At 47.2% G+C, this 24,697-nt stretch carries 20 protein-coding genes; 13 read left to right on the top strand and 7 right to left on the bottom strand.

Going from position 1 to position 24,697, the window contains the following annotated elements; genetic code table 11:
• Positions 1-128: 128 nt before the first annotated feature.
• Entirely contained in the window at positions 129-890 is a 762-nt protein-coding gene (locus tag AAA946_RS06790; protein WP_112461585.1) for a DeoR/GlpR family transcriptional regulator, read from the bottom strand.
• A gap of 316 nt (positions 891-1,206) precedes the next feature.
• On the opposite strand from AAA946_RS06790, the gene AAA946_RS06785 reads away from it, so the two are divergent.
• Together AAA946_RS06785 and glpK are read left to right on the top strand one after the other, a co-directional pair.
• Complete coding sequence (locus AAA946_RS06785; protein ID WP_042498305.1) at positions 1,207-2,067, top strand: MIP/aquaporin family protein; 861 nt, start codon at positions 1,207-1,209, stop codon at positions 2,065-2,067.
• A gap of 51 nt (positions 2,068-2,118) precedes the next feature.
• Positions 2,119-3,639 carry a glycerol kinase GlpK gene (glpK, locus tag AAA946_RS06780; RefSeq protein WP_338165786.1) on the top strand — a complete coding sequence of 507 codons (1,521 nt, stop codon included), beginning with the start codon at positions 2,119-2,121 and terminating at the stop codon, positions 3,637-3,639.
• A gap of 74 nt (positions 3,640-3,713) precedes the next feature.
• Here the strand turns inward: glpK and AAA946_RS06775 are convergent, their stop codons facing one another.
• The 4 genes from AAA946_RS06775 to AAA946_RS06760 all read right to left on the bottom strand — a co-directional run bounded on the left by AAA946_RS06775 (position 3,714) and on the right by AAA946_RS06760 (position 8,534).
• Positions 3,714-4,139 carry a DUF3995 domain-containing protein gene (locus AAA946_RS06775; protein ID WP_338164178.1) on the bottom strand — a complete coding sequence of 142 codons (426 nt, stop codon included), beginning with the start codon at positions 4,137-4,139 and terminating at the stop codon, positions 3,714-3,716.
• 132 nt (positions 4,140-4,271) lie between these two features.
• On the bottom strand, positions 4,272-5,375 hold the full coding sequence (locus AAA946_RS06770) for a lipocalin-like domain-containing protein (protein WP_338164177.1): 1,104 nt from the start codon (positions 5,373-5,375) through the stop codon (positions 4,272-4,274).
• On the bottom strand, positions 5,375-7,870 hold the full coding sequence (locus AAA946_RS06765; RefSeq protein WP_338164176.1) for an ABC transporter permease: 2,496 nt from the start codon (positions 7,868-7,870) through the stop codon (positions 5,375-5,377). The genes AAA946_RS06770 and AAA946_RS06765 overlap by 1 nt, the downstream gene beginning before the upstream one ends.
• Positions 7,857-8,534, bottom strand: a complete 678-nt coding sequence (locus tag AAA946_RS06760; protein WP_338164175.1) for an ABC transporter ATP-binding protein — start codon at positions 8,532-8,534, stop codon at positions 7,857-7,859. The genes AAA946_RS06765 and AAA946_RS06760 overlap by 14 nt, the downstream gene beginning before the upstream one ends.
• Positions 8,535-8,905: 371 nt before the next feature.
• Between AAA946_RS06760 and AAA946_RS06755 the strand changes: the two genes are divergently transcribed.
• From AAA946_RS06755 to AAA946_RS06735, 5 genes are all read left to right on the top strand, one after another.
• Complete coding sequence (locus AAA946_RS06755; RefSeq protein ID WP_338164174.1) at positions 8,906-10,582, top strand: peptide ABC transporter substrate-binding protein; 1,677 nt, start codon at positions 8,906-8,908, stop codon at positions 10,580-10,582.
• A 76-nt stretch (positions 10,583-10,658) separates the two neighbouring features.
• On the top strand, positions 10,659-11,648 hold the full coding sequence (locus AAA946_RS06750; protein WP_338164173.1) for an ABC transporter ATP-binding protein: 990 nt from the start codon (positions 10,659-10,661) through the stop codon (positions 11,646-11,648).
• The gene (locus tag AAA946_RS06745) at positions 11,648-12,502 is read left to right on the top strand and encodes an ATP-binding cassette domain-containing protein (RefSeq protein ID WP_338164172.1); all 855 of its coding nucleotides are present in this window, start codon (positions 11,648-11,650) and stop codon (positions 12,500-12,502) included. The genes AAA946_RS06750 and AAA946_RS06745 overlap by 1 nt, the downstream gene beginning before the upstream one ends.
• A gap of 31 nt (positions 12,503-12,533) precedes the next feature.
• Positions 12,534-13,502 (top strand): ABC transporter permease, encoded by a 969-nt coding sequence (locus AAA946_RS06740; protein WP_338164171.1) that lies wholly within the window; start codon positions 12,534-12,536, stop codon positions 13,500-13,502.
• The gene (locus AAA946_RS06735) at positions 13,499-14,407 is read left to right on the top strand and encodes an ABC transporter permease (RefSeq protein ID WP_338164170.1); all 909 of its coding nucleotides are present in this window, start codon (positions 13,499-13,501) and stop codon (positions 14,405-14,407) included. Before AAA946_RS06740 ends, AAA946_RS06735 begins: the two co-directional genes overlap by 4 nt.
• A 331-nt stretch (positions 14,408-14,738) precedes the next feature.
• Here AAA946_RS06735 and AAA946_RS06730 read toward each other — a convergent pair whose 3' ends face one another.
• Positions 14,739-15,077, bottom strand: a complete 339-nt coding sequence (locus AAA946_RS06730; RefSeq protein ID WP_338164169.1) for a HopJ type III effector protein — start codon at positions 15,075-15,077, stop codon at positions 14,739-14,741.
• 143 nt (positions 15,078-15,220) lie between these two features.
• On the bottom strand, positions 15,221-17,653 hold the full coding sequence (locus AAA946_RS06725) for an ATP-binding protein (RefSeq protein WP_338164168.1): 2,433 nt from the start codon (positions 17,651-17,653) through the stop codon (positions 15,221-15,223).
• Positions 17,654-17,878: 225 nt separating this feature from the next.
• Between AAA946_RS06725 and AAA946_RS06720 the strand changes: the two genes are divergently transcribed.
• From AAA946_RS06720 to AAA946_RS06695, 6 genes are read left to right on the top strand one after another with little or no spacing between them, the layout of a single operon-like run.
• Positions 17,879-20,071 carry an FUSC family protein gene (locus AAA946_RS06720; RefSeq protein ID WP_338165785.1) on the top strand — a complete coding sequence of 731 codons (2,193 nt, stop codon included), beginning with the start codon at positions 17,879-17,881 and terminating at the stop codon, positions 20,069-20,071.
• Positions 20,072-20,081: 10 nt separating this feature from the next.
• A complete protein-coding gene (locus tag AAA946_RS06715; RefSeq protein ID WP_338164167.1) occupies positions 20,082-21,683 on the top strand; it encodes a TolC family protein in 1,602 nt (533 codons plus the stop codon).
• Complete coding sequence (locus AAA946_RS06710) at positions 21,684-21,887, top strand: DUF1656 domain-containing protein (protein ID WP_338164166.1); 204 nt, start codon at positions 21,684-21,686, stop codon at positions 21,885-21,887.
• An 11-nt stretch (positions 21,888-21,898) separates the two neighbouring features.
• Positions 21,899-22,777, top strand: coding sequence for an HlyD family secretion protein (locus tag AAA946_RS06705; RefSeq protein WP_338164165.1), 879 nt, complete (start codon positions 21,899-21,901; stop codon positions 22,775-22,777).
• Positions 22,778-22,832: 55 nt separating this feature from the next.
• On the top strand, positions 22,833-23,519 hold the full coding sequence (locus AAA946_RS06700; protein ID WP_338164164.1) for a potassium channel family protein: 687 nt from the start codon (positions 22,833-22,835) through the stop codon (positions 23,517-23,519).
• Positions 23,512-24,639 carry an AI-2E family transporter gene (locus tag AAA946_RS06695; RefSeq protein WP_338164163.1) on the top strand — a complete coding sequence of 376 codons (1,128 nt, stop codon included), beginning with the start codon at positions 23,512-23,514 and terminating at the stop codon, positions 24,637-24,639. Before AAA946_RS06700 ends, AAA946_RS06695 begins: the two co-directional genes overlap by 8 nt.
• Positions 24,640-24,697: the final 58 nt, after the last annotated feature.

Genomic DNA, 24,697 nt, shown 5'->3' with positions numbered 1-24,697 from the left:
GCTCACAAATGTTCGTTCGAGCATAATATCGCGCAATTTAGTTTCGATACTAGCCATAGCACGAAAACTAAATACAAAAAAACCAGCCATAAAGGCTGGTCTTTCAAGTCCTGACTCGTTATCAGACGCTAAGCAATTTCAACGTTAATCTCATTATCTTTCAGAACATTGCAGATCTCTTTTGGTGGTTTCATATCAGAGATGACCAAGTCGACTTCTTCGATACCACCCAGTTTCACCATCGCATTGCGGCCAAACTTACTGTGGTCGACTCCCAACAAAACGCTCCGGCTGTTTTCAATAATTGCGCGTTTTACTCGAACTTCATGATAATCGAAATCCAATAGTGAACCATCGTAGTCAATCCCACTGATGCCCAAAATACCGAAATCAAGTCTGAACTGAGCAACAAAATCAATGGTCGATTCTCCCGTGACACCGCCATCACGGCCACGAACTTCACCACCCGCTAAAATGACTCGGAAGCTTTCTTTGTGCATCAACATCGATGCGACATTGATGTTGTTGGTCACGATACGCAAGTCACTGTGTTCAACCAATAGCGCTTTGGCAATGGCTTCTGGCGTGGTACCAATATCGATAAACAGCGTGGCACCATTCGGTATGTGTTTGACGAGCTGCGCAGCAATCCGCTCTTTCTCTGCTTGATTGGAGACTTTGCGGCTTTGGTAGGACGAATTTTCAGAGCTAGTCACAATGGTTGCCCCACCGTGATTACGTTTGATTTTATTCGCATCCGCCAATTCGTTTAAGTCTCGACGAATCGTTTGTGGGCTCACATGAAACTTTTCGACCAAATCTTCCGTGCTGACGTAGCCATGCGTGGTCACCAATTCAATGATTTCCTGATGTCTTTTTATCGCTTTCAACCACACTCCCTCGCGTTAAAACCATGGTGAACCTCGAGTTTACTTGGTATTGGTAAGGTTTTAAATAGTCGCCACACCAAATCTGTCCATTACTGTATTCGATTGCAGCTAAAGCAAACGAAACCCTGCTCCATTTCGCGCAAAATAACCAAAACGAACATAAAATGTGCTTTAGATAACATTTATGAACATAATTCGAACATTTTTAACTTTCGTACGCACATATGAGATCTAAGCCAGATTTCTAACTGGTCTAATTAGCTACAATCCCAGCGCACATTTGATATGCATATGAAACAAGACCAAGGAAAGCACTATGAGTATAAAAAAAGATCCTGCGCTACTCGGCCAGTGTATCGCAGAATTTATTGGGACTGGCTTGCTTATATTTTGGGGTGTCGGCTGCGTTGCAGCGTTAGTGTTAACCGGTGCTGAGTTCGGCCAATGGGAAGTGAGTATTGTATGGGGCTTAGCCGTGGCGCTTGCTGTGTATTGCACCGCAGGTGTTTCTGGTGCTCACATCAACCCAGCGGTAACCATTGCTCTTGCCGCATTCCACGGGTTTGAAAAGCATAAGGTACTGCCTTATATCGCATCGCAAGTTGCAGGCGCATTCTGTGCCGCGGCGTTGGTATATGGATTGTTCAGCAACTTGTTTGTTGACTGGGAGCTCGCCAATGGCGTAGCTAGAGACACACCTGAAGCACTTGCAACAGCAGGTATTTTCTCAACCTACCCTCACGCTTCTCTGTCCTTCTTAGGCGCAGCAGCAGTGGAATTTACCATCACAGCAGTTCTCATGTTCGGCATTTTAGCGTTTGGTGATAGCAATAACGGCGGTGAATCTCGCGGTGCGATGGTACCACTATTGATCGGTTTACTTGTTGCCACTATTGGCGGCTCGCTTGGCGCACTGACCGGCTTTGCGATGAACCCAGCACGTGACTTCGGTCCTAAGCTATTTGCCTACTTTGCTGGTTGGGATTATGCACTGACGGGAGCGAAAGATATCCCATATTTCATTGTTCCAATTTTTGCCACTATCGCAGGCGGCCTATTTGGTGGCTGGCTATATCCAAAAGTAATTGGCGCTTATCTTCCTGCTGCAGGGGGTTGCACTAGCCCGGCGCAGTGCGAGGAAGAAGCTGAAGTCAACGACACGGAAGCACACGTTTAATAAGTTAACTCTATCCCCTACAGATAATTACAACGAAATCAAAAGGACACTATTATGACTAAGAAATACATCGTCGCTCTTGATCAAGGCACCACCAGCTCACGAACGGTCGTTCTTGACCATGACGCTAATATTGTCAGTGTCGCCCAAAGAGAATTTACTCAAATCTATCCAGAAGCTGGGTGGGTTGAGCATGATCCGCTAGAGATCTATGCCACGCAGAGTTCCACTCTGATTGAAGCACTTGGCCAAAAAGGCATCACTTCCGATGAAGTGGCCGCTATCGGTATTACCAACCAACGTGAAACAACCATCGTTTGGAACAAAGAAACGGGTGCGCCAGTCTACAACGCCATTGTTTGGCAATGTCGCCGCACAGCGGAAATCTGCCAAGAGCTTAAACAACGCGACGGCCTCGAAGAATATGTTCGCGAGAACACAGGTCTAGTACTCGACCCATACTTTTCAGGCACCAAAGTAAAATGGGTTCTCGACAACGTCGAAGGTGCTCGCGACCTAGCCGAAGAAGGCAAACTGATGTTCGGTACTGTAGACACATGGCTCGTCTGGAAGATGACGCAAGGCCGCGTCCACGTGACTGATTTCACCAATGCATCACGCACCATGCTTTTCAATATCAATACGCTTGAATGGGATGAGCGTATCCTCAAAGAATTTGATATTCCACGTTCTATGATGCCAGAAGTGAAACCATCTTCAGAAGTGTACGGCCAAACCAACATTGGTGGTAAAGGCGGTACACGTATCCCTATTGCGGGTATTGCAGGCGACCAGCAAGCGGCGCTATTCGGTCAAATGTGTGTAGAGCCGGGACAAGCGAAAAACACCTACGGCACAGGATGCTTTATGCTGATGAATACCGGTAAAGAGAAGATTACCTCTAAAAACTCTTTGCTGACGACTATCGCATGCGGCCCGAAAGGCGATCTCGCTTATGCGCTTGAAGGTTCTGTGTTCATGGGCGGCGCATCTATCCAATGGCTACGTGATGAAATGAAGCTATTGAGCGATGCAAAAGACTCCGAGTACTTTGCGAACAAAGTCGAATCAAGTAATGGCGTGTATGTGGTTCCCGCCTTTACCGGCCTTGGTGCACCGTACTGGGATGCTTACGCACGCGGCACGATTATTGGTATGACTCGCGGGACAGGTGCCAACCATATCATCCGTGCAACATTAGAAAGTATCGCCTATCAAAGTCGTGATGTGATTGATGCGATGCAAGCTGACTCTGGCATTGAACTCGCCTCTCTACGTGTAGACGGCGGCGCGGTAGCCAACAACTTCTTGATGCAGTTCCAAGCGGATTTACTCAACACTGAAGTACACAGACCAAAAGTGGTTGAAGTCACAGCACTCGGCGCTGCTTACCTCGCTGGTATTGCTGTCGGATTCTGGAGCGGACTGGAAGAGGTTTCAGGCAAAGCAGAGATCGACCGCACCTTCATTCCATCAGATGATGCGGAAAAACGTGAGACTCGTTATAGCGGTTGGAAACGTGCCGTACAAGGTGTATTGAGCTGGTCTGAGTTTACTCAAGCAGAAAAATAGTCACGATTAGTCATCGGAGCGCATTCGAGGTTTAACTACCTCAGTGCGCTCTTTTCGTTTGTTTATTATTGGGTCTAGCCACCCCAGACCAGATAGAAATAGCCAGAACCAAGCAATAAACACAGCGGAGAGTAGAGCATACTATCAAGCACAGCAAAATCCCCCTGCTTGTTTTTTTTGGTAAAGCCAACCAATTTAAAGTCGCCTATCGCTCTTAAAATAAAGATCGTTCCGACAACAATACCTGCCCACTGAACATACTCCAGCACCTCAGGCTCGATGAACACTAACTGTATCAACCCTAAAGACAGTACAGCAAACAGCGAAAGACACACCGCCACTAAAAATGTCACCCCTGCGCCCGGCGTAAACGCATTGCTCCCTTCCAATTTGGGGATCGCCAATTGAACGCCCTTTTTACCCCCAAACGCCCAATACACGTGAATCAACGCAATGATCGATAGAATCGAAAACATCGATAAAGCGACGAGCGACTGCATGAACCCTCTCCAATTTTAAATACCTAAGTCATCTACAGAGAGGTGTACTATGTTGGAGATGGCAAACCAAGTCGAAGCACGCCAATTACGTGCGTTACATTAAAGTTTGCGTGTCGAACGACATTACACGGCTTAGTAACCCGTTAGCTCCATATACCCCAGACCTTCATGAGAACCTTTTATGTGCACAGGTCCTTCCCAGTAAGGTACGGTCAAGGGCATTTTAGCGTTGGGATTAATGGCATCTATCGTCAAAAATAGCTCGTGCGTTGGTATGTCGAGTTGCCACGATGTCGGGTGCGGGAGGCCATTGAGGTCTGTGTATGTTTTTACCTTTAGAGAGAGTTCATCTGCGCTAATGGTGATTCCTTCTCGGTCACGATACATCAATCGGCCATAGGCATAGTTAGCTTCCCCTGTTTGGGTATCTCTGAGCTGAAACACCACCAAGCTAGTGTCTGTGTCTAGCCTCAGTGCGAACCAGTCCCAACCTTGCTGAGAGCCGAGCAAAAAACGTGAACTCCATTCTCGATCTATCCAAGCTTGCCCTGTCACTTGATGTGTTTGTCCTTCTACTTGAATTGAGCCCGTGACCTCTATAAACGGCTGACTGTAATAATGTGAAGCGACTCTACCATCGGCGCTTTTCACGCTGTATCCATTGTCACCCTGAAGCTGAAAGGCAGACTCGCTAGAGAGTGAGAGCTCGTAGCTAAATGCATCTGCGGCAACGGACAGTGTGGCCGGGAACATGTCGTCAGTCTCACTATTCCATTGCCAATCATCCAAGTACACACGAAATGGCCGCTCAGTCACACCTGCCATTTTTGGATGAGCGCGAGACCATTTCTCTTGAGCAAGATGAAGCGTTGGCGTGGTGATTGCGCTGTGCGCCATGTAAATCTGCGTACTGTTCCAGCTTACCTCTTGTTGTTCTAAGTTTTGCGCCCCTTCTGGTGCTAAAGCGATTCGAAACTGCGTCCATTGAACGCCAAATGTTTCGCCTGCACTGTTTTCTAAGTTTGCAGTGAGATACCACCACTCATAGCGAAAATCATTATGTGCTTGGTGATCTTTGGGAAACTCGATATTTCGATCGGCCGTTACCTTGGAAAAGCCTTGCTCATCTTGTCCAAGCATGGCGCCAAAGCCTTGTGATTTAGGCTCCTCGCAACCGCTCAATAGAAGTAAGAGTGGCAACATTGTCACTAAAAGACGGTAGGCGCTATTTTTCATCACAGCACCTCACTCTGAAGACTCGACATTGCTGGACGTTTCACCAAACGCCACAAAGGCAATGCTGTCGCCGCTGATGCCGTTACGATACTCACCAGTGATAGCATCGCGATATCACTCCAACTCCAAACAAATTGCAGGCTCCACCCAAACGCGCGCAGGGTGACCATATCGGTTAACACGTACCCCACCAACGCACCAAGAGGCAATGCAAGGCATAGAGTAAAGCAGACCAACACCACCATCTGCATCACAACCATGCCCAGCAATACTCGACTTCGTACCCCAAGCGCATACAACCTAGCTATAGCTGCTTTGCGCGCTTCTATAAGCATGAAGCAAGCACTAAACAACCCGATGACGGCCACCATTAACGTTACACCGTTCAATGCTTTTGTGACTGCAAAAGTCTGCGAGAAAATCTCGAGTGCGATGGTTTTGATTTGTTGTTGATCGTAGAGCTGGTTGTCGCTTAATCCAAATTCGTCCATCAATCGCCTGCGCATATCATCGCTATCAAGTTCTGATTTAATACCCAGGCTAGTCGGTACAGGCGAAAATTCAGCGCGCTGCCACAGTTCGGGAGCGATTAAAAGCTCCCCTGTCGGTGAGCCGTAATCATAAAAAATTGCCCCCACTTTTAGCGACTTTTCAAGCGCAGTGTTTAGCTCCGCCACTTCTAGCTCATCACCAAGGGCTAATCCAAGTTTCACCGCCATTGGCTCACTGATAGCCGCTAGCTCCATTTGATAAAAACGTGGCCAGAAATCTTCCACCATTTCTTTGGCTACCATCGTTTGTTCTAGGGTTAACGTGTCTTTAGTACCTAGCTTGGTTGGAAGGTTAGAAACCGTCGTATTTAAATAGCTTTGAGTGAAGATGGCACTGACTCCTGGCATAGACTGCAACCTACTTTGAATGCTGCTCATCTCACTTTGGGCGGGACTGATATAAATGTCCGCATGAAGGCGCTGCTCTAGCCACTGTTTCAATGTATGCTCAAAACTCACCACTAAGGTATTCATCGCCTGGTTCGCTGTCATGGCCAGCAGCAGTGCCATCATCGCGAGTGATAACGGCGCGACCAACTCTTTGAGTTCAGCGACGAGATAGTGTTTTAACCCACTGTTAAATAACTTTTCAGCCCAAGCGCTCAGCAATAGCAGTCCTTTGGGAAGATAGAGCGGCGTGGCAACCACCAGTGCTCCAAGCCAGAACATGGTGATTCTGAAGTGATGGCTCAGTACTAAACCAAGTACGGCCAATATCGTTAAACCAATGGCCACAACCAATAGCTGGGTGGTCTTCTGTGGTTCTGGAAGGGCGTAATAGCCACTGTGTACCGATAAAGGCTGCTGCACGCTTGCTCGAAAATGTTGCCAACATGCCCCAAGAGCAGCCACCAGCGTGATGGCGAGAGCTTGAAACAACCAGCTCCATTGCCACGTTCCCGGCAGTAGGGTCGCGCCGTAAAGCTGCTCTAACGTCAATGCTACCGTTGGGTGAAGCCAGTGACTGAGCTGCATTCCGAATATAAAACCAAGCAAGGATCCGAGCAGAACCATGATGGCCAGCTCAACCAACAAAGCAGCAAACACGGTTGTGGAAACAAGTCCCGCTTGCTGCAGCTGAACCAGCAATCGCCTGCGCTTTAACAAACTGTACTTCACGCCATTGTAGGCAATAAACAGCCCTACCAAAAAAGCCAACATGCTCATTGCGGTTAGGTTTAGGTGGAAACTATCTGTCAGTGAATCGAGATCGCTGCTTTGAGTATTTTCAATCCACTGGCCTTGCGCTGCGACGAGACTCTTCCATTGCTTCTCTTGCACGCTGTGATTTCTAAATACCGCTATGTAGCTAAGCTGCCCAGAGCGATTGAGTAACCGCTCCGCGAAGCTAATGTCCACCAGCATTCGATTACCCAGTTGCCATTGATCTGGCACGGCATAAATTTGTGTCTTGGTGTCATCGAGTATCAACTGGCTAGGGCGCCCCATTTGCTCAAACTGTTGTTCACTCACCAAAGCGATGGGTTCACCTTGAAGCATGCCAGTCAATGGCAATTGCTGATCAAACAGAAAAACCGGTTGCTTACCGTCTTCACGTCCACGATTCATGGTCGCGGTAACAGCCGCAACGACGTCACTGCCCTGCACTGAGTATCGCCACCCTTCGGATGAGCGAACGCGTCCTTCAAGCACCGCCAGTGATTGGCTCAATCCAGCCTGCCTGAGCTGAAAATAGAGCTCGTTTGAGAAATACTTTTGTCCAGTAGGAGGAATGATAAAGTGCGAGGCGGGCAGACTCAGTTGCTCTGCGGCATCAGCGTAGCTGCGCTTTGCATTTAGGTTTATCGCTTGCACCGCAACAAACAACATCACCGCAAGCACAATACCGATCAATATAGAGGCGGCTTGCAATGGTGCTTGCAGATAATGACGGGCATAAATGCGCAGTGCGAGCACTAGATGCCAGAGCTTAACTCGCGTCATAGAGCTGTCCGTTCACTAAACGTAATCTCGACTGCATAAAAGCTGCGCACTCCTCACTGTGCGTGACCAAAAGCACCGCCGTATTACCTTGCTGAGTAATGTCGGCCAAAAGCTGCATCACCTCTCTGCCCGATTGCTCATCCAAATTACCCGTTGGCTCATCTGCTAAAAGCAACTTAGGCTCGCTAGCAAGCGCTCTCGCGATGGCAACTCTTTGCTGCTGCCCACCGGATAACGCCGCGACATGCCTATCAAGTAGACCACTGAGACCTAATGTCTCTACTAAGTAATCACACCAGCCATTCCATTGCTTTTTAGCAAGAGACAGCGGAAACGCAATGTTTTGACGCACATTGAGTGGCGTTAATAGGTTGAACTGCTGGAACACAACACCTAACTTGTGGATGCGAAACTCACTCCAGTCACTATCTCGCCATTGACTCGTCTCTTGGCCATCAAGGACAAGCTTTCCTGAATTTAAAGGCTCAAAGCCCGCAATGATGTTCATCAACGTACTTTTACCACTCCCGCTCGCTCCCATTAACGCAATGCTCGAGCCAGCAGCCATCACCAGTTCGCAGTCGCGAAGTACTGTGTGTACTTCATTACCATCAACAAATTGCTTGCTGACACTGCGCAATGAAACCAACTCACTGTCGGGCATAGAGCCTCCTTAGGGTTTGTTATTTAAGCGGGTAACTCAATGCTGATACGCATTCTGCCTTACTTCATACCAGTCATCATAAGTGACAAATCAGTTAATAAAATGTAATCAACACATCTAGATAAGAGCCAGTAAACACGCACTTTTTGATTTTAGTTCACTAAATAGATAGGAAATGTGACATGAAATACAATTCGACCCAACAACTAACTCATTGAGTTGCTTGGCAATGGACATCCCACTATGGTGGATGGAATATGCACTCACACACATTACCGTATTCATGCGGGTAAATGTGAACATTGAGTGACATGGATGTAACCAACTTCAAGCGCCAGACTTGAAGTCAATAAAAACGATAAGGAAATCAGATGCCATTTAAAAAAACTGCTTTTGCACTCGCCTGTGCTTCTGCATTGCTTTCAACGTCAGCTTTCGCAGCCAACGACAAGCTCACCATAGGTATTACACAATACCCTGCCACACTACACCCTGACATCGACAGCATGGTGGCAAAAGCCTACACCAAAGGTTTTGTTAATCGCGAAACCATTGGATACGACCAAAACTGGGAGCTCGTTTGCTTTTATTGTGAAGAAGTCCCTAGCTTTGAAAATGGTTTAGCGCAAATCGTAGACAGGCCGCATGCCAAAGAAGGTGAGAGCAAACAAGGCGTTAAGATGCGTGTAACACTCAAATCTGATCTCTATTGGGGCGACGGCACCCCGATCACCACAAAAGACATGGTGTTTTGGCACAAAGTAGTCACCTCTCCTGACGTGCAAGGCAACCCTGAGTTAACGACCATGCAGCAGATTGAGAAGCTTGATGTTGTCGATGAGCATTCAGTAGATGTCTATGTCGACCGTATCTCTTTTAAATATAACGCAGACTACATTCCACACGTTCTTCCTTCCCATATCGAAGAGTCGATATTTGAAAACGATCCAAGCAAGTACCACCTTAATACCAAGTTCGTAACAGAGCCAACCTTGGCTGGCCTATACAGCGGCCCTTATATCATCGAGCAGCTTAAACAAGGTCAGTTCGTTAAAATGACCCGCAACGAGCATTGGAAGGGCAAACAACCACACTTTGCAACAGTGACACTAAAAACTGTCTCTGACACTCAAGCCTTGCAAGCAAATCTGCTTTCCGGTGACGTCGACTACATCCCGGGCGAATTAGGTCTGACTCTCGACCAAGCGCTACAGTTCGAGAAAAAATTTGGCGACAGGTTTAACGTGGATATTCGTCCTGCATCACTCTACGAGCATTTGGACGTTCAGCTCAACAATCCTCACTTGTCGGAAGTGAAAGTTCGCCAAGCGTTATTATTTGGGCTAGATCGCAAGCTAATTACCGACAAACTATTCGATGGAAAACAGCAAGTTGCTAACTCAGATACAAGTCCACTCGATAGCATCTATACCTCTGAAACACCGACCTACGACTACAATCCAGAAAAAGCGAATCAACTACTGAAAGAAGCAGGCTATGAGCTAGTCAATGGCGTGCAAATGAAAGATGGCGAGCCGCTGGAAATTGAGTTTATGACGACTGCGGGCAACAAAACACGTGAGTTGGTACAGCAATTCGCTCAAGGTCAGTGGAAGAAAATCGGTATCAAAGCAAACATTAACAACCAAACTGCACGTGTGTACTTTGGTACTACCTTGACTGAGCGCAAACACAAAGGTCTAGCTATGTTTGCGTGGAGCTCGTCACCAGAAAACCCGCCGTTAACGATTCTGCACTCTGATTACATCCCAACTAAAGACAATCAATGGGCAGGACAAAACTACGCTGGCTACAGCAATCCTGAAATGGATCGCATCCTAGAAGCCATCGATGGTGAACTTAACAAAGAGAAGCGCACTGAGCTGTGGAAGCAATTCCAGAACTTATATGCGACAGAGCTGCCAGCATTGCCTCTCTACTATCGTTCAGACAGCTACATTCTTCCAAAATGGCTGGTTAATGTTGAGCCAACCGGACACCAACATTACTCAAGCTACTGGTCTGAAAACTGGAGTCGAGCAAACTAGATTTCGAATTCTAAAGTTCGAAATGAATAAGCATCGAAACCGCTAAGCGGTGTCCATTTTTAAGAATGAAGTGTCTATGAATGAAGTTATCTTAGACGTCCGCAATATGAGTGTGGCCCTTGGGCCGCACTTTGCTGTTAAGGATGTCAGCTATCAAATCAAGCCAGGAGAGATCCTTGGCGTCGTCGGTGAGTCTGGCTGCGGAAAGTCACTCACCTCTCTTGCCATTATGGGGCTACTCGATAAATCGCTCACCCTATCCGGTGATATTCGCTTTGGCGGAAGAAATCTTGTCGGCCTGGGTGAAAAGCAGTATCAGCGTATCCGTGGCGAAGGCATTGGCATGATCTTCCAAGAGCCAATGACCGCCTTAAACCCAGTAATGAAAGTCGGGGATCAGATCGCCGAAATGTTCATTATTCACGAAAACAGCTCACCCAAAGAAGCGCGTGATCGTGCCATCGAAATGCTCAAACAAGTTCACATTCCGTACCCTGAAAAGCGTGCTAATGCCTATCCACATGAGCTATCCGGGGGAATGAGACAGCGAGTGATGATCGCTATGGCACTCGCTTGTAAGCCGAAAGTACTGATTGCCGATGAACCAACAACAGCACTTGATGTGACGGTTCAAGCACAAGTGCTCGATTTACTGGAAGAGCTGCGAGAAACCACAGGAACGGCAATCCAATTTATCAGTCACTCTCTTGGTGTGGTGTCGCAAATCTCGGATCGCGTTATGGTGATGTACGCTGGACGCGTGGTTGAGATTGCGGATGTAAATGAGATTTTCGATAACCCTCAGCACCCCTACACGCAAGCACTACTCGATACAATCCCACGAGTCGGTGTCGATGTGGACAGGCTGCCTGCAATTCCCGGCAGCGTACCACCACTGGATCAACGAAGCGAAGACTACAGCTTTCGCGACCGCTGCCCGGAGCTCTACGATAGCTACTTACATAAAGCGGAGAAGCGCAATCAACAAAGGCAAGACACGCAAGCGGCTCAATCCAGCTCAACGCTACAGCAGCCCATATTTCGTCAACAAGGAGGCGCGGCCTAATGACTTTGCTCGAAGCCAGTAACCTGCACAAGCACTACCTCCTTGAAGCAGGCTCGATGTTTGGAAGAAAACCGAAAACCCTTCATGTCACCAACAATGTCTCCCTCAAGGTTGAATCAGGAAAAACCACCGCGATTGTCGGTGAATCGGGATCAGGAAAATCGACGTTAGGCCGCATGCTCAGCATGTTAGAGCGTCCCGACTCCGGCGATATCTTTCTCTCAGGACAAGAGGTGTCTAGATTGCCTAGTCATATGCAGCGTCGATTACGACAACGCATTGGCCTTGTGTTCCAAGACCCCTACTCTGCGTTAAACCCGCGTATGCCGATTCTCTCTTCACTAATTGAACCGATGAAAGTCAACGGCATAGGGAACAAGCAATCACAGCGTGCTCGCGCTATCGAAGTCTTAGGTTGGGTGGGCATGCGAGAAGACGTTCTTACCCGCTATCCTCATGAGTTCTCTGGCGGACAAAGGCAGCGGATTGCTATTGCCAGAGCATTAATGCTAAGGCCTGAACTTATCATCGCCGACGAACCACTCTCCGCACTCGATGTGTCCGTGCAGTCGCAAATCCTCAATCTATTTAAAGATCTGCAACAAGAGCATGGCATTGCGTTCTTATTTATCAGTCACGATATGGCGGTGGTCTACCATCTCGCTCACGAAGTAGTGGTTATGAAAAGTGGCACCATTGTTGAACAGGCCTCTAAAGCGGACTTTTTTGCCAATCCTAAGCACGCCTACAGCCGTGAGCTACTTAGCGCCGTGCCCGATATTGGAAACACTCGTCGGCGTAATCGCTCACAGCCAACTGTGACCGTTCAACAGAACCTAAGCCCTGAAATGTAAAGGCTTCATGCCCGTATGGATACACACATTTATGAAACGATTTATATTCTCTCGATTGCTGCAAATGCTGCTGGTTCTGCTGCTGGCCTCATTTGCTGCGTACAACTTGATGGGGTTAATGCCAGGCGATCCCATCGACCTCATGGTACAAAATAATCCCCATATTACCGCTGAAGACGTCGCAAGACTCAAAGCAGAACAAGGGCTCGACAAACCGGTCTATGTTCGCTACTTCCATTGGCTTGGCGATGCGCTGCAAGGCGAGCTTGGTTATTCGCGCATGTTCTCTCAGCCCGCTATCTCCGTGCTTTGGGAAGCGATGAAAAACACCCTCATTTTGGTTGGGTGCGGCACGCTTCTTTCTATACTAATTGCCCTACCCGTTGGTGTGCTGTGTGCAGTCAAGCAAAACCGCTTCACCGATTATCTAATTAGTGGCATCACCTATCTGTTTCTGTCCACACCTGCGGCTTGGCTTGCGCTAATGCTTATCATGCTGTTCTCTGTGGTGTACCCCATCTTCCCGGCAGGAGGCACTGGAGAAGCCGATGGCGCTGAAGGTTTTGATAGGCTGCGCTATATGATCCTACCTATCCTCAGTCTGACCTTACTCAGCATTGCCTCTATTTCGCGTTTTATGCGCTCAAGTATGCTTGAAGTGTTTCGCCAAGATTTTGTGCGAACAGCAAAAGCAAAAGGTGCATCGTCAACACGAGTACTCTTTAAGCACTGCATCAAAAACGGCATGTTGCCAATGATCACCGTGCTCGCAATGGATATTGCAGCTCTGATGAGCGGCGCTGTACTGACCGAAACCATCTTTAGCTGGCCCGGCATAGGAAAGCTCACTGTCGATGCGATTAACGGCAGCGACTACAACGTGGCTATGCTCTGTTTTATGGTCGCCACTACCGCCATTTTGGTGATGAACTTCGTCGCCGACATTCTCTACTCCAAAGTGGATCCCCGCATTGATTTGACCAAAGGAAGCCCATCATGACCGCACTCGCAGCAAGAAGCCAAAACCCTTGGCTGCAAATCGTTCATCGCTTGTCTCGCCATAAGTTGGCCATGGCTTCTTTACTGATCCTTACTGTAATGACGCTACTGTGCTTTAACGCGACGAGTATTGGTCAATGGCTGGGTGTGGATCCGTTCGAAGACAATCTCTTTAGCCGTTTCGAAGCCCCGAGCGACACGCATAAGCTTGGCACTGATGAGCTTGGCCGTGATATTTTGGTTCGCCTACTTCTGGGTGGTCAGGTATCGCTCACGTTCGCTTTTGTCGCCGCCATCGCGACGTCAGTAATTGGTACAGTACTTGGCGTTATTGCTGGCTACCATGGCGGCCGCGTCGATGCTGTCATCATGCGCAGTGCTGACTTTATCATTAGCCTGCCTGGGATCATGTTGCTGATTTTGATCCAAAGTATCGATATGACCAAGCTTGGCTTTTCTGAAGAGTTAGTCCGCAGTGATAGCTTTAGTGTCTACCGCTTAGTGGTGGTGATTTCACTATTAGGCTGGCCATTTGCCGCACGTCTGGTGCGCTCAAACACACTCTCCGTCAAACACCGAGAATACGTGCAAGCCGCTATCGGCTATGGCGCCAGCCATTGGTTTGTGATGAGGCAACACATTTTACCCAATGTCATTGCTCCCGTTATCACGGCCACCACACTTGGCATTGGCGGCGCAATCCTAACCGAGAGTGCACTGAGTTTTCTTGGCTTTGGCATCAATCCACCCACACCATCATGGGGCAACATGCTACAAAACGCTCGCGAAGCCATGTGGCATTACCCAATGGCGGCGGTATACCCTGGTGTGATGGTGCTCATCACCGTGATTACGATTAACTTTTTGGGCGATGGTTTGCAGGAGGCAATTGATCCAAAAGCTTAGTGTTAGTTAGCAGGGAAAGTCGTGATGTACTTTCCCTGCTTGCGATTAAAAAGTTGGCAACAAGTTGGTCTCATCTCCTTAAAAAGGAGAACTACTCAAGTGGGTTATTTAGGGTAGTTCTGTGAGGCAATAACGCATATTTGTCCCATTTCGCACTTTAAGCCATATTCAAGATTATCGTCATTCCCTTGAAAAAGGGAATCTCATTCAGCGCGCCGCAAAGCTGATTTACGTGACTTAGTCGAATATTTTCAGTTACCTACACGCGGTAGGAGCTCCTCACTTTCGTGAGGATGACTGTAGTCTTCCATATACCGCAGCGCTAGAAACCTTACTTAGCAGATAACGCCACACCATCAAATTTTACGCCCTGCCAACCGTACTTAATAAAGTTACGAATATTGGCATGATCGGTCCCTTCAGGGTTTTTCAGCACATCTTCACGATAGTATTGGCCAAAGCACGCCAACGTTGATGGTTCATCCAGCTCTTTGATTTGAGCGAAAGCGAAGATTTTGCATGAGCCGTTGTTTTGACCGGCTTGATTCTCCGTGTCACCGTTTACAAAGCTTACTGGCGTAAAGTCGAAGTGCTCATCAATGACTTGCATCGTTTGTTCAAACATCATTTCGTTTGGGTTAGACGCCAGTCGTGCTAGAAATTGTTCCATTTTTTATTATCCCTTAGTCGTGTTCTGAGCTCGCACTATATCACTAGAGCTGCGGAAAGTGACTCGGTGAAGGCAGAAAAAGTACTTATAGGGACATGACCTATGTGCAAGCATTTAAATTTTAGCCAGTGGACTATACCCTTCTAAGTGGAACGACTTTGTATATCCTTTAAGTAGGTTAACAACGCATGCTCAAAGTCCTTTTTAATTAAGGGTTTGGCGATAACGGTGTTGACCCCACTGTCTAAAAACTCTTGTCGGTTTTCGCTGATGACGTCCGCTGTCCAACCAAAAATTAGAACACTATCGCCATATTTCGCTCGTATCTCTGATGCCGCACTAGGACCATTCATCACTGGCATATGATTGTCCAATATAATGAGATTGTATTTACTGGGATCAAACATTTCTAAACACTCAGCACCATTAGCGCAGCTATCCACTTCAATATTTAAAGACTGACAAAATTTAGCCGCCACAATGCGATTAATGGCATTGTCATCAACAAGCAATACCTTGTAGATGGAATAATCCGCGTCAACGAGATCGGTAGTTGGCACGTCATCAACCTTACTCTTTATTGCAGCTAGAGGAATTTGAACCGAAAAAGTGGAACCTATCCCCACTTCACTATTCACATTTATTTTGCCGCCCATAAGCAAAGTGAGGCTTTTCACAATTGAAAGTCCCAGCCCCGTTCCTCCGAACTGACGCGTTGTCGAGGTTTCAGCTTGCTCAAACGTCTCGAAAACACTGTCTATTCTCTCAGGGGATATCCCTATACCCGTGTCTTTTACTCTCAGCTCGCATTGTCCCTCTGCGTTATTAGAAACGACAACAGAAATTGAACCTTTCTGAGTGAACTTGAGTGCATTACCAACTAAGTTGAGCAAAATTTGTCTTAGCCTCACCTGATCACCGACAAACTGTGTGTCCGGATCTGTTTTATCATGAACTTCGAACAGCAACCCCTTTTCGGAGCAGAGGCTTTGATAGGTATTGTTCACTGGAGCAAGGATTTCTTGCATCTTGAACTGGGTATGTTCTAGCACCAACGCTTTGTTCTCAATCTTCGAGATATCCAAAATGTCATTGAGAATCGAAATCAGGTGGTTGCCAGAACCTAATATGAGTTGAAGTGCCTCTCGATGTTTAGGATCGGTGATTTCTTTTTCTAGGATTTGAGTTAGGCCGAGCACTCCGTTCATTGGCGTACGAATTTCATGACTCATCGTCGCCAAAAATGCCGACTTGGCCTCATTCGCAGCGTTCGCTTCTTTAGCAGTGGTGGTGAGTTTACTTTCTAGTTTTTTATACTCGGTGACATCCCTTTCTATCGCAATGTATCGGTCAATAACGCCATGCTCGTCACTAATCGGCGTGATATCGATGTCTACCCAATACTCTTTCCCTTGAGAATCATAATTTAAAATTTCGGCTTTGATTGGCAGCCCCTTCGATAGGGAGTCCGCAATGCGTTGTGTAGTTTGAGGGTCAGTATTTTCACCTTGCAAAAAATGCCCCGGCTTTTTGCCTTTCACACTCACCAACGCATAGCCTGTCATCTCTTCAAACGCTCGATTAACCCATTCGATGGCGCCATGTTTATCCGTGATCACCACAGCGTCCCTAGCCGCTTTTACTACCATTGCCAATAGCTTACTCTCACGCTCTTGAAGGATCAGTTCACTGTTTTTCTCCGCCAGCTCTTTCTGTGAAATTTCGAGTTCTTTATGCGGATTCACCAGCACTTTATTTCCGGCAAACATAACGAGCAGAAAACTGACTACCATCACTATAGTGATCGCGTTGTAAATATGACTCATAAAGCTATCGAGCTGCAGCTCTAAGGATTCTGGATTAATGCCCTGCATTAACGTTAATCCGGCTGTTGCTACAGGTGTCGCGTTCACCAGCCAAGCGCCAAGTCCGTTTTGAGTCACGTACTCGGAGACATTACCCTGAGTCAACGCATACCAGCGCTCATTTGGGTCAATCAATTCTCCAAATAACTCGTCATAGTCTACTGGTGTTTCGCCAAACACCATTCCGACAAAGCGCCCTTTGCTCATTATGGGCATAAATATTTTGATGCATATATGGTCAGTATCGTTGTGAAGAAGGTACACAGGCGCAGGCGTGATCATGTTGGAAGCTAGTCGCGTCATTTCATCGTATATCCGGATTTCATTTGCTCGGGACGGGTGGCGAAATTTATCTTCAAAAAGGACTTCTCTATCGGCGTTGAAAACAGCAAACAAAACAGAACGGGTGTCACCCTCGTAGAGATGCAAGGTCGAATCAAGGTTGATGTTCTGTTTTCCTTCAAGAAAGTTGACTATGTCTTTGTTGCTTGACGCCAGCTTCACTCGCGCCTTGGCATTATCTAAATATTCCTCAACAAATAATTTGGCGGCTTGTAGCTCTAGATTGGATCCCGTGGTTTGCAGGTAGTCTATGGCGTGCCTTGACTCGCGACCTAAAATAACAACAGAAGCGATGGCAAAAACACACATAACAAAAGTCGTGTAAATCAGTACTAAGGTTCTCCCGCTTAGCCCTTTGAGTTTCAACACGTTAAGTCCCTTTTTTTGAGCCCTCCTATGAATCTAGAAGATTTTGTGCCGATATGCAGTGCAACTTCATTAAAAATAGAAAATCAGTCCGCCAATCTTCCGGAGTCGTCAATCTCACAGGCGTTCAACAAACTCCCTAAAGTTTTTAAATTTCTTGATGTTAGCCTCCCAACCCATCATTTACCGTCTATATTTCTGTTAAGCCCCTTCTTGAAACCAAGGATGATGAACAGCAAAGCACGATTCGCCACAAAAGTGGCGCTGAGTCTAACCCTCGCTTACCTCATCCCTTTTGCTATGGGATGGCCACAAGCTTCCACAGCAGCCACAACCGTTATGCTCATTGCATCGACGGGGAGTCAGCGTGAGTCGTTTGAGAAAGGTACGTTGCGCGTATTGGGCACCATTGTCGGTGCGGTTGTCGGACTTATATTAGTTGGCGCTTTTGCTCAAGACCGCTTGTTATACATGTTCAGCGTATCGGTTGTGGTGTCGTTTATCTTCTATTTTCGTAACGCTTATCAGAGCGACCCTACCCTGCTTATGCTGACAGCGGTGATGACGCTGATGATGTCCAACGGTGGAGATGCTGAAGGGGCGTTTTTGTACGGTGTTGATAGAGCCTATATGACGGTATTTGGAGTGGTGATTTACACCTTAGTAGGTGTGTATCTCTTCCCAAGTAAAGCAGAGCAAAATCTCTCGGCATTACTCGCTGATACGTTGTCTATACAGCAGCAGACATTCACTAAAATCTCACCATCTTTTCCCGGTTCTGCTCAGTCAGCAATCAAACAAATTGACAGCGGAACGACTGAGGACAGCACTTGTGAGTCAGACCCATGTGAAGCAGAGCCTCCTTCCGTCGACGAACTCATCGAACAGCTGTTCGCCGCACAAACGGCCCTCGAGCAACGCTTTAACGTAGTGAAAAAAGAAAGCAGTGAAGTTGCGACCTACCTTCAAGAGTGGCGCTTAGTCATTCACCACAGCCAAAAGATCACTCAGTTGTTAGCCACAGCCTCCAACGCTCGTTTCAACCACGACGACAACAATCGCTACCTCGCCGAACTGCCGAATTTCATTCAGCAAATCGAAACACGACTCGACCAAAGCCAACAGTTTTTGGCTTCGCGCTCAAGTGGAGAGTCGTTTCGATTTGAGGAGAAAAAGCTGCAAGTAGACGAGGAAAAGCTATCAAACAGCGACCATCTGACTCGAGCCTCTGTGCTGACTTTGGGATATTTGCTGAATCGTCTCTATGACAACGCCAGTAAGCTTGCCGAAACCATAAGCTGTATCGACTCTATCACTAAAACGGTCTCATTTAAGGAAAAACTCGTCGCTTCTCAGAGCACCTTCCTATGGTGGGATGCTGAGAACTTCAAAACGGCCATCAAGGTCTTTGTCACATATTGGGTAGCGGGCGGAATATGGATTGTATTTAACCCACCAGGCGGCTACGGCTTTGTCATTTTCTCAACGATTTTTATGGCTGTGCTCTCTTATATGCCCCTTCACCCCAAAGCACTTGGATTTCTTTTCACCTTCGGGTTTCTGTTTGCTGTCCCCGCATATGTCTTTATTTTGCCGCAACTTGAACTCGGTATTGAATTGGCGCTGTTCTTGTTTATCTACACCTTTCTTGGTTTTTACTTATTTAAAGGGCCGATCACCATCTTCTTTATGCTGGGGATGTTTGTGTTGGGGATCGACAACACCATGACCTATCACTTTGGCATCATCCTAACCGTTATGACGCTGTTTTATCTCGTGGTATTGATGATTGTCTTTTCGCACTACTTCCCTTTTTCAAGCAAAGCAGAACACTTGTTCTTAACGGTAAGACAGCGTCTGTTTTTTCATTTACACCAATTGTTACTCACTCAACAGCTGCTAAAACCTAGTTGGCGAACGCGACTGGCCCTCGCTTTGCACATTAAAACTGCCAATGTCGCTTCTAAAAAACTGCTGCTATGGGCAAGCAAAGTTGATGTGACCTATTTCGACAAAAACAGCCAACCACAATTGGTTCATTATGCCGAACGCTGTGGTGTGTTGATGGGCCACACTAACAACTTAGTCGCCGCACAAACTATCCTGAAAAATAACTCATTGATTACTAAGCTTAGAGAAACTCACAGCGATACCGTGCTGCCTGGCTTGGTAAAAGTGCACAGCTTAGCCAAACCGAATCGTCGCGAGTATTTTAGCCGTGCAGAACAAGAATATGCCCAGGCAGAGCAAGCACTAGAAACCTTCTTTGAATCGCTCAACTTGGATGAGATCAAGAGAAGTGACATTGCAGGCTTTTACTTATTTCTTCACCTAAAAAGAAATGTGTACGAGTCACTGAAAAATGTTGAAGAGGCAAGTCGAGATATTGATTTGGATAACCTCAAAATGCACCGATTTTAGGGACAAAATAATGATGAGCCATCGGCTACTCTTAGCCTCTATCACGACATTGTTAATGACGGCATGCACCACGCTTGGCCCCGAATTTACGCCCAGTAGCAAGGTGGTACTCCCTCAGTCGTGGAGTGATAGCGAAACCGAGTCGAGTACACAATCGACGGCCAATTGGTGGCAACAATTTAATGACCCCACCCTCAACCAACTCGTCGAGCGCGCCGCGCAGCAAAATCTGGATGTCGAAGCCGCTGGGCTTCGTATTTTGCAAGCCAGAGCGGTATTAGGGATTACAGATGGGCTTCGCTACCCGCAAGTACAAGCGGTATCTGGCAACCTTGCACGGGCGTATGTAAACGAAAGCTCGTTCGATAACGCTGCCATCAGTTTCGATGCCGGTTGGGAAATGGATGTTTGGGGTAAATATGCACGCGGTATTGAAGCCGCCCAAGCCACATACTACGCCTCAATTGCTTCTTACAATGACATATTGGTGACCATCACGTCAGAGGTGGCACGAAACTACATTAACTATCGCTCTTTCCAAGAGCGCATGCTGTTATCCGAGCGAAATATTGAGATTCAGGAGCGTGTCGTCAACATTACTCGGGTTCAATTCGAATCTGGCAATGTCACCGAGCTGGACGTACAGCAAGCTCGCAACCAACTCTTTACTACCAAAGCCGCGTTACCCGGACTTGAAATCGCCATGTTACAAGCGCGCAATGCGCTGGCGGTATTGTTGGGGCTATTACCAGAGCAAGTCGATCCTCTGCTCGAAGATGGCATGACACAAAGACTCGCTGACTATGAACAGCGCTTTCGTTCATCGGGTTCAAAGTCGTTGATATCAGAGGATGAAGACGGATCCATTGTACCAAAGGCCCCGACTCTCAGCGCCACGATCGATGCCAACCTAGTGATGAGACGCCCTGATTTGCAGGTTGCTGAACTTCAAGCTCACGCACAAAGTGCTCAGATTGGAGTGGCGGAAACGGCACTCTACCCTAGTTTTTCACTATTCGGTTCAATAGGTATCGACAGCTCGGTACCAGCCGGCTCGCGTTTTAGCTTTAATGACTCATTGACCTTAATTGCAGGCCCCTCTTTTAGTTGGAATATCTTCCAGTATGGGCGCGTAAAAAACAACATTCGCCTCGAAGACGCGCGCTTTCAAGAAGCCATGACCAACTACAACAAAAAGGTATTGCAAGCGGTGCAAGAAGTCACGAATGCAATGGAAGCGTATGAGCTGTACGTGGAACAAAAAGCACTGCGTTTGCAATCGGTTAATGCGTCAGTGCGTGCCTTCAATATTTCTCTCACTCAATACGAAAACGGACAAATCTCATTCGAACGTCTGCTCAATTCTGTCGAGAAGATGACTCGCAGTGAAGACAGCTACGCACAGATAAAAGGCAATGTGGCCAATCAAGTCGTAGCCTTATACAAATCACTCGGAGGTGGTTGGCAGATTCAATCTGGCCAACGCTTCGTATCGCCAGACAATGTCGAACAAATGCAACAAAGAACCGATTGGGATGGCCAGCTCGACGAAAACTATACCGTGGTGCCTGAACTTCAGTTTAGAACTGCGTCCGCCAAGGAGGAGCCGTAAATGCCACATGAACTCGCGTGGGGCGACGTCTATTTTTCACCGCTGCTGTTGGTAGTGTGCATGGCTATTGTCGCGACATGGATAACGGTAATCATCATGAACAAAACCAAACTGTCTCGCTTCGTTGCTTTTCCGTCACTGACGTTTCTTGCGATTGTGGTGATGTATATCGTCGCCTTCGACCATTTTGTGATTAGGTTTTAGGAGTTTATTGAATGAAGAAAACCGTTGTTATCATCCTTAACCTAATTGTTCTCGTTGGTGCTGTTTGGTTTGGCTATCAAAAATACCAAGACTACTTCAATAACCCTTGGACACGTGATGGCCAAGTGAGAGCAAACATCATTAAAGTCGCCCCCCGCGTCTCTGGTCCCATAGTTAATGTCGTCATCAACGATAACCAACGTGTGCAAAAAGGCGACTTACTGTTTGAGATAGACCCTGAGACCTATCAAGTAGCTTTAGCGCAAGCCGAAGTGGCACTTGAGCAATCCATTATCAGCTCCAAAGGCAAAAAAATTGAATATGACCGCTTACTCGATATTCGAAAAAAAGATAAAGGCGCTGTATCACACAAAGATTTGATCCGACGCGAGATTGCTTATCAAGAGTCCCTGCTCAAAATCAAGTCATCAGAAGGGAAGCTAAAGTCTGCCAAGCTGAACTTGCGCTATACCCGCGTCGTCGCTTCAGTTGATGGGTTGGTATCCAACCTTGATATTCGCACAGGCACCCAAGCGGTAGCGAATCAGCCTCTATTGGCGCTCATTGATGAAAATAGCTTCTGGGTGTTTGGTTTCTTCAGAGAAAACCAGTTGCCGCAAATCAAACCGGGTAGTGAGGCGCGCGTGACGTTAATGTCTCATCCAGATACACCTCTAGAGGCGACCGTTGACTCCATTGGTTGGGGGATCGCTCCGAAAGATGGCACTGTGGGCTACAACCTGCTGCCTAACGTTAATCCCGTATTCCAATGGATTCGCTTGGCACAACGCATTCCAGTTCGGATCACTCTTAAAGAGCTACCAGAGCATGTTGAGCTCAGGTTTGGTTTATCCGCCTCTATTATGGTGATGGAAGACAGTGAACAGTAGCGCCGATATTTCCTGTCGTTGATCGGCACAAGACAGACTAGCAAGGATAGATACGATGAAATTAGCAAGCCGCCTGAAAAGTATCAATGAAGAGAACGATTTCTTCTACTTAACTCTGGCATTAATTGCTTTATTAGTGAGTGGCGCATTGGCAGAAGTGGTGGGGAGTGGCGCGATCGAGCGGGTTCTTCAAGTCACAATTATCATTACCTTTATTGTCTGCTTTGCCAGTTTGAGGTTCGATAAGAATTGGTCGCGACTGCTCAAAACACTTGCCATATGCTGGCTTGGCGTGATTGTCATCAAGCTCCTATTTGAGCTTCGTGAGATGGATATCGCCATGCTGACATTAACGTTCTGCTTCTTCTTGGGCACCTTCAAATCTACCGCTCGCCAAGTGTTGTTTCATGGTGAGGTCAACACCAACAAAGTTATCGGCTCAGTCGCATTATTTCTCCTGCTCGGGCTAATGTGGGCTATCGTTTATTTGGTGATCATTGAATACTCGCCTGGCGCATTTACTGGCCTGGAGGCTATTTCTTGGGGAGAAAACTTCTCTAATGCGGCGTATTTTAGCTTTGTGACTTTAACCACTTTAGGTTATGGCGACATAAGCCCAGTGACTCCGCTAGCTCAAGTGGTGGTGTATTTGGAGGCGATAATGGGTGTATTTTATATGGCCATTGTCGTGTCGAGTTTAGTCAGTGCAAATTTGCAACACAGGGAACATCAAGATGGATAGACAAACCGAACAACGTCAAAGCAAGCTCTTTGTCAACAATATGGTGGAGTCGGCCATTCGAATCGGCTTACTCGTGCTTTTGCTCTCTTTTACCTACGACATCATTAAGCCGTTCATTATTCCGGTGTTGTGGGGGGCGATCATTGCCGTGGCTCTATTGCCCGTCACTAAAAAACTCGAACGTTCGCTGGGCGGTAAACGGGGTTTTGCTTCTATGTTGGTTGCGTTACTTGGTATTTCTATCCTAGTTATACCTTTTGTATTGGTATCTGGCTCAATCTATGATGGTGTCGCCCATACAACAGAAGTGTTGCAAAGTGGTGAGATTAAGATCCCAGGCCCTACCGACAAAGTCGCCCAAATACCAATCATTGGCGACAAGCTATACAGTATCTGGAATTTGTTTGCGACCAATATTGAAAAAGGTATCCAGCAATTCTTACCTGAAATTAAAGGCTTCTTAGGCACTATCGCTTCCATCCTTGGTGGCGCACTGACAAGTTTGATCATGTTCATCATCTCGCTGGCGATTGCTGGTGGCTTTATGGCTCACGCAGAAAAGATATCTGGAGCACTGGAAACCGTCGCGGTGCGTGCCGTTGGTAAAAAAGCCGAGCAGTGGGCAAATTTAATGGCGGCAACCATTCGCAGTGTGTTACTTGGTGTTGTCGGTGTTGCCTTTATTCAGGCTGCTATTATTGGCGCTGCGATGTTTGTTTTCAAGGTTCCAGCTGCGGGTTTACTTACTCTCGCGACCTTGATTTTGTGCATCGCTCAACTTCCAGCGCTGCTGATTGTCGCTCCGGTGATTTTCTATGTTTATTCAACAGGTGATGGCACTAGCACCACAATATTCACAATTTGGGCATTGGCTGGCGGTCTTTCAGACAACTTCCTCAAACCTATGCTGATGGGGCGAGGTGTGGACGTTCCTATGCCTATCATTCTGATCGGTGCGATAGGCGGCATGCTCTTTGCAGGCATCATAGGCTTGTTCTTGGGGGCAATTGTCTTGGCGATTTGGTACGAGTTGTTCTTGTTCTGGATAAACTATGAAACTCAGAGTGAGCTAACCGAGTCACAGCAAAGTGAGGAAGAGGTCGAAGACTACCGAATATAACACTTGTCTCAGGTCGATCTTAAGGCCGATTCACCAACCTACTATTACATAGCGTTGC

It is taken from the genome of Vibrio sp. 10N (genome assembly GCF_036245475.1).
GTDB lineage: Bacteria > Pseudomonadota > Gammaproteobacteria > Enterobacterales > Vibrionaceae > Vibrio.
This window is presented reverse-complemented; position numbering and strand designations above follow the sequence as displayed.